10 protein-coding genes are annotated in these 11,202 nt (G+C 62.0%); 7 read left to right on the top strand and 3 right to left on the bottom strand.

The annotated features are described in order from the left end of the window. Positions 1 to 44: 44 nt before the first annotated feature. The gene (gene prmC, locus KY459_00800; GenBank protein ID MBW3563247.1) at positions 45 to 890 is read right to left on the bottom strand and encodes a peptide chain release factor N(5)-glutamine methyltransferase; all 846 of its coding nucleotides are present in this window, start codon (positions 888 to 890) and stop codon (positions 45 to 47) included. Further along, the gene (locus KY459_00795) at positions 887 to 1,630 is read right to left on the bottom strand and encodes an ABC transporter ATP-binding protein (protein ID MBW3563246.1); all 744 of its coding nucleotides are present in this window, start codon (positions 1,628 to 1,630) and stop codon (positions 887 to 889) included. The genes prmC and KY459_00795 overlap by 4 nt, the downstream gene beginning before the upstream one ends. 29 nt (positions 1,631 to 1,659) lie before the next feature. Here KY459_00795 and KY459_00790 point away from each other — a divergent pair, with 29 nt between their 5' ends. From KY459_00790 to KY459_00780, 3 genes are read left to right on the top strand one after another with little or no spacing between them, the layout of a single operon-like run. Further along, positions 1,660 to 2,256, top strand: coding sequence for a sigma-70 family RNA polymerase sigma factor (locus KY459_00790; GenBank protein ID MBW3563245.1), 597 nt, complete (start codon positions 1,660 to 1,662; stop codon positions 2,254 to 2,256). After that, positions 2,253 to 2,729 carry a hypothetical protein gene (locus tag KY459_00785; protein ID MBW3563244.1) on the top strand — a complete coding sequence of 159 codons (477 nt, stop codon included), beginning with the start codon at positions 2,253 to 2,255 and terminating at the stop codon, positions 2,727 to 2,729. The genes KY459_00790 and KY459_00785 overlap by 4 nt, the downstream gene beginning before the upstream one ends. 16 nt (positions 2,730 to 2,745) lie before the next feature. After that, the gene (locus tag KY459_00780) at positions 2,746 to 3,648 is read left to right on the top strand and encodes a hypothetical protein (protein MBW3563243.1); all 903 of its coding nucleotides are present in this window, start codon (positions 2,746 to 2,748) and stop codon (positions 3,646 to 3,648) included. Positions 3,649 to 3,652: 4 nt separating this feature from the next. Here the strand turns inward: KY459_00780 and gndA are convergent, their stop codons facing one another. Further along, positions 3,653 to 5,089 carry an NADP-dependent phosphogluconate dehydrogenase gene (gene gndA / locus KY459_00775; GenBank protein MBW3563242.1) on the bottom strand — a complete coding sequence of 479 codons (1,437 nt, stop codon included), beginning with the start codon at positions 5,087 to 5,089 and terminating at the stop codon, positions 3,653 to 3,655. Positions 5,090 to 5,246: 157 nt separating this feature from the next. Between gndA and KY459_00770 the strand changes: the two genes are divergently transcribed. The 4 genes from KY459_00770 to KY459_00755 are packed head-to-tail and all read left to right on the top strand — an operon-like array spanning position 5,247 to position 11,181. Next, complete coding sequence (locus KY459_00770) at positions 5,247 to 7,442, top strand: hypothetical protein (protein MBW3563241.1); 2,196 nt, start codon at positions 5,247 to 5,249, stop codon at positions 7,440 to 7,442. A gap of 57 nt (positions 7,443 to 7,499) precedes the next feature. Beyond that, positions 7,500 to 8,273, top strand: coding sequence for an N-formylglutamate amidohydrolase (locus tag KY459_00765; GenBank protein MBW3563240.1), 774 nt, complete (start codon positions 7,500 to 7,502; stop codon positions 8,271 to 8,273). Next, the gene (locus KY459_00760; GenBank protein ID MBW3563239.1) at positions 8,270 to 10,132 is read left to right on the top strand and encodes a DUF1704 domain-containing protein; all 1,863 of its coding nucleotides are present in this window, start codon (positions 8,270 to 8,272) and stop codon (positions 10,130 to 10,132) included. Before KY459_00765 ends, KY459_00760 begins: the two co-directional genes overlap by 4 nt. Next, positions 10,129 to 11,181, top strand: coding sequence for a glutathione synthase (locus KY459_00755; GenBank protein ID MBW3563238.1), 1,053 nt, complete (start codon positions 10,129 to 10,131; stop codon positions 11,179 to 11,181). The genes KY459_00760 and KY459_00755 overlap by 4 nt, the downstream gene beginning before the upstream one ends. Positions 11,182 to 11,202 lie beyond the last annotated feature (21 nt).

Genomic DNA, 11,202 nt, shown 5'->3' with positions numbered 1-11,202 from the left:
GGTTTTTGGAAGATGCGGAAACGGAAACTGGCGGGAGAAACGCCTTATTCTCGCGCTCCGGCCCAGCCCGAGAGCATCGCGACGCGCGGAATCGCGGCGAGGTCGTCGACGAACTCCACGTCGGACCAGCCGGCCGACCTCGCCAGCTCCATCACCGCGTCCCGCTGGCTGAAGCCGATCTCCATGACGATGAAGCCTTCGGAACCGAGGATTCGCGGCCCGTCTTCGATGAGCCGCCGCACGATCCGATATTCATCCGGACCCGCCGTCAGCGCTACACGAGGCTCCCAGTCCCGCACCTCGGTCTGGAGACTCGGAATGATCCCCTCCGGCACATACGGCGGATTCGAGGCGATGACGTCGAAGGATCCGGTCAAGGCATCGACCGAGTCGGAAGCGACGAGCGGGACGCGCGCTCCGAGGGTCGAGACATTTCGCTTCGCCAGAAAGAGGGCATCCGTAGCGATGTCGCTCGCAAAGACGCGCAGGTCGGGGCGCTCGAGCGCGATCGACGCGCCGATCGCCCCGCACCCGGTTCCGACGTCGAGAACCCTTCCGTTCCGGGGCGCACGGTCGATGACCGCTTCGACCACGTGCTCGGTCTCCGGTCGCGGTACGAGAGCGCGCACGTCGGTCTCGAATCTCCGGCCGTAGAACTCGCAAAAGCCACGAATGTACTGGAGGGGCTCGCCGCGAAATCTTCTCAGCACCATCTCGTGAAAGGCGTCCTCGACTTCGCTCGGTATCGTTTCTTCGTCGTGCGCGACGAGCCATACGAGCTCCCGATCCATCGCATCCGCCAGAAGCAGGTCCATGTGCCGGGGATCGACCCTCCGAGAAGACGCTTCGGCGCGGTAGAGCTCCCGCGTTTCCCTGATGGTCGGGCTCACCGGACCGGATCTCCGACGGGATCATGAGTCAGCGAAAGAAAGACGTCTTCGAGAGGATTGCCAGGAGTCCCTCCCCGCTCCTTGATCTCGGCGGGGGTGCCTCGCGCGATCACTCTTCCGCGATGGATGATCGCCATCCGGTCGCACACCGTCTCGGCGACAGACATCGTGTGCGTCGTCAGAAAAATCGTTCGGCCACGCGACGCTTCCTCCCGGAACAGCTGCTTGACGAGCTTCTGCGCCAGGACGTCGAGCCCGACCATCGGTTCATCGATGATCAGGAGTTTCGGCTCGTGAACGAGGGAGGATATGAGCACGAGCTTCTGCTTCATTCCGTGCGAGTAGTTTTCGATCCGGGAGTCGAGCCAGTCCGTGAGATCGAAGCGGTACGCCAGCTCCCCGATCTCATCCTCCCTCGACTTCCACGCAACTCCGTAGAGATCGGCGACGAATCTGAGATGCTCGTTCCCCGTGAGCTTTTCGTACAGATGGGGGCGGTCCGGGATGAATCCCGTCATCGCTTTGACCTTTCGCGCCTCACGGACGACGTCGAGCCCGCCGATGCGGACCTCGCCGGACGATGGGGTCGAAAGCCCGGCGAGTATCCGGATGGTCGTGGTCTTGCCCGCTCCGTTCGGCCCGAGAAACCCGAAGACTTCCCCCGGCTCGGTCGAAAGCGTGACGTCATCGACTGCGACGAAGTCGCCATATCGCTTGCCGAGGGCCCGGATCTCGATCATTCCGTTTATCATCGCACGGAAAAACGTCGATGCCGGAGCTGATCAGCAGACAAGAGGAAACCGAAGACAGGGAGCTCGTCGCAGCCACTCTCGACGGGGACCAGGACGCTTTCACGCTGCTCGTGCAGCGGTACGAGCGACGGATCGTCAACTACGTTCGAAGGATCATCCGGAGGCACGAGGACGCTCACGACCTCGCCCAGGACATCTTCATCAAGGTCTACATGGCGCTCGATCGCTACGACCCGAAGTACGAGTTCTCGACCTGGCTGTTTCGCATCGCGCAAAACGCGGCGATCGACGTGGTCCGGAAGAAAGGAATCATCGAGGAAAGTCTCGTCCGCCCTGGCAGGGATGGAGAGGGAGAGCAGGAGATGGACGTCGAAGGAGAGGAGGTCTCCCCTTACCGATCGCTCTCGAACAAACAGATGGCGGCGGCGATGGAGCTGGCCATCGAGCGTCTCCCCGACGACTATCGGGACCTGATCGACCTCAGACACTTCGGCGAGCTCAGCTACGAGGAGATTGCCGCGGTCAAGGGGATGCCTCTCGGAACAGTCAAAAATAAACTTTTCAGAGCCCGGAACGTACTGAAAGGGGAGCTGGAGCACTTTCTCGAGCCATGAGCCATCGTACATGCACTTTTCGCCCCGATTCCCTGGAGGCAGAGACGACCCACCTCTCCTCGTGCCGCGAATGCGCCGCCGAAATTCAGACGCTGGAACAGGTCGAAAGGAGCCTCGGGTCGACGGATGTCGAGCCGCTGAGTCCCGTACTGAAGGAACGACTGCCGGTCGCGCCGTGGGAAGGAGCATCCCACCGTGCATGGCTTGCACCGGTCGCGGTGGGTGCCATGCTGATGGCACTCGCGGCGCTGGTCGCGGCAGCAACGGGAACGAACCCTCTCGACATGATCGCCGCAATGTTCCGGGGCGCGGCGTCCTCCGCCACCGAGATCCCTGATGTCGCGAGGTCGCTCGGCACTCTCGTCTCGACGGCTCCACTCGAGTTCCGGGCAGCCGTTGTTGCGGCATTCATTGTGATCAACGGGCTCTTCGCCGTCATGCTTCGTCGTCGCCCCAGGGGGATCCGTGGCTGAATCACGATATCGACCCGTGCGAGCCGTTGCCGGCGGACTGATCCTGCTCGTGCTGCTGTCAGTCCCTCTTTTCGCCGCTCGTCCCGCGCAGACCCGGCTGCACGTCGGAAAAGTCGTGGTGATCGATTCTCCGACCGTTGCCAACCTCGAGATGATCGGAGGAAGTCTTCGGATCAATGCTCCGATCGACGGGGACGTGGTGGTTCTCGGAACCCGTGTTCGATTCGACGCCGAAGGGCGCGTCGACGGAAACCTCTATGTGCTCGGCGGAGCCATCGACGGGGCGAATTCCGAGACCGTCTCCGGCAAGATCGTCGCGGGTCTCGGAACCCGGGTGCAGAGCGATGCGTCGTCCGATGCTCATTCACCCGGCCTCGGAGTGATCGAGCTGCAGATCGGACTCGCACTGCTCTGGCTCTTGCTGTCGGTCGTCCTGACGATCATCGCACCTCGTCCGATCCGCATTGCCTCGGTGGAGACGCGCATTTCGGGCGCCTGGCTCTTCTTTCTCGGATTGGTGGCGGTATCGAGTCTTGCCGTCACCGCTCTGGTCGCAAGCTGGGCACTCGGTACGGGGTTGGGAGAGATCATCCTGGTGGCAACCGCTGCAGCCGCCGTGGCCGCAAAAATCTTCGGGATGGTCGTGGTTTTCCACGCCCTCGGAACCGCCGTGGCCGGCCCTCGCTCACACGAGGCGGCACGATCGAGCATCTTCAGAGGGGATCTGAGCCGAACCGTGACCGGCCTGGCGATTCTGACCGCAATCCGGTTCATTCCGATCGTCGGCAACATCGTCTGGATCACGTTGTCGGTCGTCGGAATCGGCGCCGCGTTCGGGACTCTTTTCGGGCGGCGCGAGCCGGCCTTTCTCGAGGTTCGAACGGTCCCGCTCGTTGCAACGACCGATCGGAACTACTGACCGATCAGCTCGCCACCGTCTCTTCGACCCAGTCACCATGGCGGAGCACGCCCGGATCGTCGAGAATCTCGATCCCGTGGCGGCCGCATGCATCGCGAAGAGCCTGAGCCAGATTCTGCGGCAAACGCTGTGTACGCATCCCGTCGAACCAGGCGAGACTCGCCGCCATCAGCGGCACCGAAACCTCGTGCTCCTGCGCGATCCCGACACAGCGACGCCACGCTTCACGTCTCTCCGAGATCAATTGCGAGATGTGCCGGCAGATCAACAACGAGGTCGCCTGTGGCTTGTCACGACACGTCGTGCAGAACACTTCGAGAAGCTGGGTCCGGACGACGCACCCGTTCTTCCAGACACGAGCGATCTCCGAAAGGTCGAGATGCCATCCGAACCTCGTCGATGCCGTCCGGATCAGATCGAAGCCCTGCACGTAGATGCATGCGATCGAAGCATGCAGCGCCTCCGTCAGAACGCTCGAAAGCTCTTCCCGCCGGTTCGGTTCCATCGCCCTGGGGGCAGGGCTGATGATCTCCGAGAGAAGCTCCCGATGATCCTTCATGAAGGAGATCCTGCGGGCGTTGACCGCTGCTGAGATCGACGGTATCGGCATTCCCAGCTCGAGAGCCGCCCGGACGATATCGAGCCCGTGCCCGTTCATGTCGGCCTGGTCACCGATCCTGTCGACCATCTTTCCGCTGCCGCCGTTTCCATCACCCGTGCGAAGCACACGCGACGCGAGATCGAGAAAATACGAGCCGAACGGCTCCTCCCCCGCCGCATCGAAAAAGTCGGCGGATGCTTCAGCGTCGTAGCCCATGAGGTCGCGTGTCATCGCATAGGTCTCGGCGAGAGCCTGTGTGATACCGAGCTCGATCCCGTTGTGGACCATCTTCACGAAGTGGCCCGCCCCATCGATCCCGATGCGCCCGAGCGACGGACCATCGGCACCCTTCGCCGCGACGGCTCTGAGAAGCGGCTCGATCACTTCCCACGTTTCCTCATCGCACGAAGGCATCAGAGCAGCGCCTCGAAGCGCTCCGTCCGGTCCGCCCGATACGCCCATGCCGACGAAGCGGATGCCGCGCTTTTTCAATTTCCGGCCGCGCCTCGCCGTATCTTCGTAAAACGAGTTTCCGCCATCGATGATGATGTCGCCCTCACCCAGATGAGGAAGCATCAGCTCGACCAGATCATCGATGCGCGAACCGGGGGGGATCATGATCAGAAAAGCGCGGGGAGCAGGAAGAGCGCTCACCAGCTCCCTGAGGGACGCCGCCTTCTCGACACCCAGCTCGTCCGCGGCGGCCTCGAGTTTCCGGGGATCGAGATCCCAGACAACGACACGAACGTCGTTCTCTCCGAGCTGTTGAGCGAATCCCCTGCCCATCGCGCCGAGGCCAATGAGGCCGATCGATCCGATGCGCGCACCTGCTTCCGCCATTACGACTCCTTTCGTGGTTGCTTCGCGACCCTTATCAAACCGTCTGGCCGTCGGGTTCTTCCCGGTCCCGCAATCATCCCGACTGCGCGTCTCTCTTTCCGGCTGGGGTTCCGAAACCTGTGGACGCACGCGTTCGCATGCCGTATCGTGGAGGTCAGTGAAACGTGTCCTGACGATCTTCATCCTGGTCGCCACCACCGCAGCCGGATTCACTCTCTACGGTCCGCTGATCGATCCTTCACCGATGGGTGCCGGCGTCGACGGTGGAAGGCCGGTGGCCCTCGTCGGCGGTTCCGACGGTATGCTGGCGGTCTGGGCTGACGGACCGGAGGGTGATCTCCACGACATCTATCGCCGCGCGGTCGCGTTCAATGGCATCCCGCTGCGTCAGGCGCGCGAATACGTCGGAACCGGATCGCTCGAAGCGGCCGCATCCAATGGCACTTCGTTTCTGATCGCGTGGAGTGGCGAGGATGTTCGCGTACAGATTTACGACTCGGAAGGGCTCCCCTTTTCGGACCCGGTCATCGCTGCAGGCGAGGTGACGATCGGTGATTCGGTCCTTACCTCGATCGACGCGGTCGGACTGGGCCATCAGTGGCGCGTTTTCTGGACCAGACGACAGCAGATCGGCTCGGAGATTCAAAATCGGATCGAAGGAGTTTTTCTCACGCCCGACGGCCAGCCGATCGGATCCCCCTCCGTGGTCGCCTCCAATGCGCGCCTGCTCGCTGCCGCGTCACTGAGCGGAGACACCGTGGCGCTCGCCATGCAGACAGACTCCGAGGTCCGTCTCAGCCGCATCGTCGGAAACCAGATCGTGGACTCCCGGACGCTCATGCCGATTCCCGCAGGCGCGGAAGTCCGCGACACCTCGATGGTGTGGAAGGACGAAAAACTCGTGCTCGCAGTGCTGTTGGAGGACCGGTTCGATCACACTCAGAGCGTCCGTCAGGCGGTCGTCAGATTCGACGGATCTTCCGACCTGATCGGCCCCCCGCTCTCACTCGAGCAGCGTTGCTCCGCCATCTCGGCTGACCTCATGGCGAGCACCACCATTCTCTCCTGCGGGCAATTCGATTCCTCGCCGTACGCTACGGAGACCCATCGACTGTCGTTGGACGGAACCGTCATGGGAGTAGAACATTCGCTCTTCGGTCTCGGGTCAGGCGCGATCTTCGTCCGCGATTCGAAGGTCTGGACCCTGACGACTACCGAGAGAACAGGCATCCAGATTCTCAGGCTCGACGGCCGAAACTTCGAAATTGAAGCAACGCTCTCGAATCGGGCAGCGAACACGTTTGCGCTTCCCTGGATCGAGGAATGGGACGCCGAAACGAAGCTGCTTCTCTGGACCGAAGACGGACGGATCAGGGCAAACCTCGCAACTCACGAGGGTCTCATTCTCCCCGCTCCCGTCGTGATCTCCATGAATCCGTTCAGCGAGATACGTCTCGCGCGCCACGGAACCGACATCTACATCGCAGGAGCCAATCAGCGCTGCATCGCGACCGGCTGTACGCTCGAGATCCGGATCTGGCGTCTGGACACGCTCGCCCTCTTTCCCGTTCCGGTCAGCCAGGCCACGCTCGAGATTCCCGGTCCACTCTCGCTGACCCAGATGGCGTCCGGCCCTGCCGGCCTGTTGCTGAGGCTCCAGTTCACGGCGGGCTCGCCGACCGGCAGACTCCTGCTTCTCGATCATGACTCGCTCGCGATCAAATTCCAGGCAAATACTCCCGAGCGCGCGAGCGATTCCGAGGGCCTCCTGGTCTTCGACGATCGCCTGATCGTGATCTCCGGAGACCCTGAGGGAGCCAGGACGGCCGATGTCTACGACGCCTCTCTTCAGGTGATCACGAGGCGCCGCCTTCTGGCAGACGCATCGATGGGCCTCGAGAACCCCGTCCTTTCGCGACGCGGTGATCTGGGATTGATCGCATGGGTCGATTCGAGTGCTCGCGTTCGCTCGCTCGTCGTCGACCCGAACGCCTCGGTCGTGGGCGGCAGCGTGGTGACGGCAGCCTTCATGGCCGAGGAGCCGGTCAGCGTGGAACCGTCCGGCAGCGGCTGGCACCTCGGCTGGCTGAGCCGCGGAGCTCCGTGCGAGGCTGGCCGCGTCGAGCTTGGCCTCGAGGGCCAGCCGCTCGGGCCCGCTGAATTCGAGAGACTCGACATCGATTGCGATCGGATCTCGTTCATCGATCCACTCGCTCCCTGGGTAGTCTGGCAATCGACGCGCCGCCCCGAGCAGCCGTGGGGGAACGTCCATCGGGCGCTGATCGGATTCGCCCCCGCGGAAGACGATTCTCCCCAGTCGCCTCCCAGACGTCGCGGCGTTCGCCACCCCTAGCCGAGAATCGATGGATCAGAAACGTCGCCCGGCACAGTTCTCGCGACAGGCACCCCTGTGTCAGAAGGCTGGACCACGACCATCGGCAACGGGCCCGTCATCGCGACCGCAATCCATCACGGCCACCATATCCGCGATGAGCTTCTCGCACTGACAAAGCTCGACGACGGAGCGAGGCTGCGTGAAGAGGATCCTTTTACAGGCCGCTGGGCGGCGCGGGCTCCGACCCACCTGATCGTGGAAACCTCCAGATTCGAAGTCGACCTGAACCGTCCACGCGCGAAGGCGGTCTACCGCGAGCCGGATGATGCATGGGGACTCGATCTCTGGAGGACCGAACCATCGACAGAAGTCATCGCCCGATCCCTTTGGATGTACGACGAGTTCTATCGCGAGCTCGAGGAAATTCTCGAAGCGAAGGTCGAGACGCACGGAAAGTTCGCTTTGCTCGACATTCACTCTTACAACTACCGCCGCCTGGGACCCGACGCGCAGCCTGAAGCCCAGAACGACAATCCCGACATCAACATCGGGACCGGGTCGATGGAACGGGATCGCTGGACCAGTATCGTCGACGGTGTGATGAGGGAAATGCGACGTTTCGACCGGGCCGGACGGAAGCTCGACGTCCGGGAGAATGTGCGGTTCCGGGGTGGTGAGCTCCCTCGCTGGATTCATCGCTCTTTTCCGAATTCGGGTTGCTCCATCGCCGTCGAGCTCAAGAAGACATTCATGAACGAGTGGACCGGCGAGCCCGACCAGGGAATCATTCAGGCATATGAGGAGATGACGCGCGGCCTGGTCGAACTTCTGGAAGCGGTGCTTCGATGATCGTTGCCGAACGCCAGCTCGAATCGGTCTCGGCCGAAGAGCTCAACGAAGTCACGAATTCGATTCGGGACGGCCGGACGGTCAGACTCGGTCTTCCCGAATGGGGCTGGCTCTATTTCGAGCGGCAGCTGCCGTTTCTCTTTTTCTACCGACCTCCCGAGGACCAGAGGAGCTGGGAGAGCGAGCTTTTCGTACTCACCGAGTCTTCGTGCCTGGTGGCGCCGGCAGAGGGCTCGGTCGCCGAATCTCTCATCGGGACCATCGAGTCGGCAATCCTGCCCGACCCACTACTGATCATCGAAATTGTGAACGGCGTGCTCCGCGACGTTCCGAAGACCGAGGGGCGGTCAGTCCCACGGCCATCGTTTCGGATATGTGCCGGCGAAGCCCCACAACCGATCGCGAGGGTTCTCGCCGAGAGCCTGGAACCGATCCGGCTTTTCGACGAAAACGCGGTCATCGAGATCATCGACACCGAGCCGCCACCGCTCGAAACGATGCCGAGCTCGATCCATATCGCACTCGAGATCACTCCGGTCCACGTGAATCCCGCCACGGGACAGCCATTTCCGATCGTACTCCAGGAGCTCCGCCGGCAACTTTCACGCGCGCTTCAGAGAACCGCATTTTCATTCTGTCGCAGCAATACCCACTGTCAGCCTGCGCACTTCGAATCGCTCGGAAGGCATGAGGTCATCGATTCCGACTGGGTCGTCGATCGTGAGCTCACGCGCATCGCCGACAGCTTCGGGTTTCTTCTCGACGTGACTCCCGTCAACCAGCAGCAGGCATGGAGAGAGTTTCAGGAGAGCGGGTTTCGAGGAGAGCCGCGCTTCGAATACCGCCGGCTCACCATCGATCCCGAAATTGCCAAGGGGGACCTCTATCGGATTCCGATCGACGAGGTGGAGGATCCGACACTCTGCCATCTTTTTCGTGAAAAGCGCGCCGAGCTCGCCCGCATGCTGACGATGCTCGAGGAGAGGAACACCGACCGATTCATCTACAACAGTCTGCAGCTCTACGGTCCGGTCGAGCAGGAGCTCGCGGAGCTGGCCGGCGAGATTCTTTCCACGGTCGATCCTCCGACGTCGAAAACCCCGACTGAGGATCGAATCGACGCGGGTGCTTTCGAGCGACTGGCCCGCGAGGAGCTCGATCATTACAGGGATCAGTTGCCCGGGGTCGAGGCGGGAGTCGAAGTGCTTCCCGAGATCACGAGCCTGATGGTCACCAACGGCACCCTCTGCATCCCCTCGACGCTCTCCATTCCGCGGAGCCGGCTCGATGCCCTGCTTCATCACGAGGTCGGAACCCACATCGTCACGTGGCTGAACGGAAAGAGCCAGCGGCTCGAGCAGCTTTACACGGGGCTGGCGGGGTACGACGAGCTTCAGGAGGGCCTCGCCGTTCTCGCGGAGTATCTCGTCGGCCAGCTCAGCGACGCCCGGCTGCGGCTCCTGGCCGGCCGGGTGATCGCAGTCAGCAGGCGGACCGAGGAAGTCGCCTTCGATGATGCCTTCCATGAGCTCGTCGATCAGCACCGCTTCACCCCCCGTCAGGCTTTCGGAATCGTCGTTCGAGTCTGGCGCGGTGGCGGCCTGACCAAGGATGCCATCTATCTCCGGGGACTGCGCAATCTGCTCGACTACCTCGCCGACGGCGGTGACATGGAGATCCTCTACATGGGAAAGATCACCGAATCGCACATCCCGGTCGTCCGCGAGCTGCTGCGCCGGGAGATTCTCGTACCGCCACCTCTTCGTCCCCGCTATCTCGACTTTCCCGAATCGAAAACCAAGATCGAAGCGTTGCGACACGGTCGTACCGTGCTCGATCTCAGGAGTAATGCCGCATGAGACTGGCACTCGTCGTCAACTCGATCGAGAGCGAGCTCGCCGTCTACACGACGACCAGACTTTCGGTCGTCGCCCGTAAGATGGGCCACGAAGTCTGGACGATCGAAGTCGATTCATTCTTTCAGTCCGAAGACGGCATCGTTCACGCTTCAGCACGCAGTCTCCCCAAGAGAAGTAAAGCAACCTCGGGGGAAAAGTACCTCGAGATTCTCAGAGGAGACTCGGCCATCGAAGAGGACGTGAGCCTCGACGACTTCGATGTGGTCCTCCTCAGAAACGACCCCGCCGCCGACAGCGTCGAACGGCCGTGGGCCCAGCTGAGCCCCCTTCTCTTCGCACAACTCGCGGTCCGCCGCGGCGTCATCGTTCTCAACGACCCCTTCTCACTCGCGAACGCGCTCAACAAAACCTACTTCCAGCACTTCCCGGAGGAGGTGCGGCCGCGAACATTGATCTCGAGAGATCCGAAGGGAATCAAGAGTTTCATCCGCGCGCTCGACGGGGATGCGGTGATTAAGCCGCTTCAGGGTTCCGGCGGAACTGGCGTGTTCCTGGTTCGCGACGATGATCCGTCGAATCTGAACCAGATGATCGAGGCGATCAGCCGTGATGGCTACGTCGTGGTCCAGGAGTACCTCGCCGAGGCGAGAAAGGGAGACGTCAGACTCTTCGTCATGAACGGCCAGCCGCTGCTGTCAAAGAGCGGTGAGTACGCTGCTTTCAGGCGAGTCAACAAGAGCGGAGACATTAGAAGCAACATTACGGCGGGGGGAAGCGTGGCCAAAGTCGAGGTCACCGATGAAATGCTCGCGCTGGTCGATGCAGTCCGACCGAAGCTGATTCACGACGGACTCTGGTTCGTCGGTCTCGACATGGTGGGCGACAAGCTGATGGAGGTGAACGTCTTCAGCCCCGGGGGACTCGGCAGCGCCGAGGTTCTTTTCGGAGTGGACTTCTGCGAGCCGGTCATCACTTCGCTCGAGCGGAAGCTGGAGCACAAGCGCCGGTATGGGCGCAACATCAATAACAAAGCCCTGGCAACGGTCTGATTGATGATGGATTTTTCAGCC

This window comes from Acidobacteriota bacterium (genome assembly GCA_019347945.1).
In the GTDB taxonomy this organism is placed as follows: domain Bacteria; phylum Acidobacteriota; class Thermoanaerobaculia; order Gp7-AA8; family JAHWKK01; genus JAHWKK01.
Note: the sequence above shows the minus strand (reverse complement) of the source record. Positions and strands in the feature narration are given on the sequence as shown.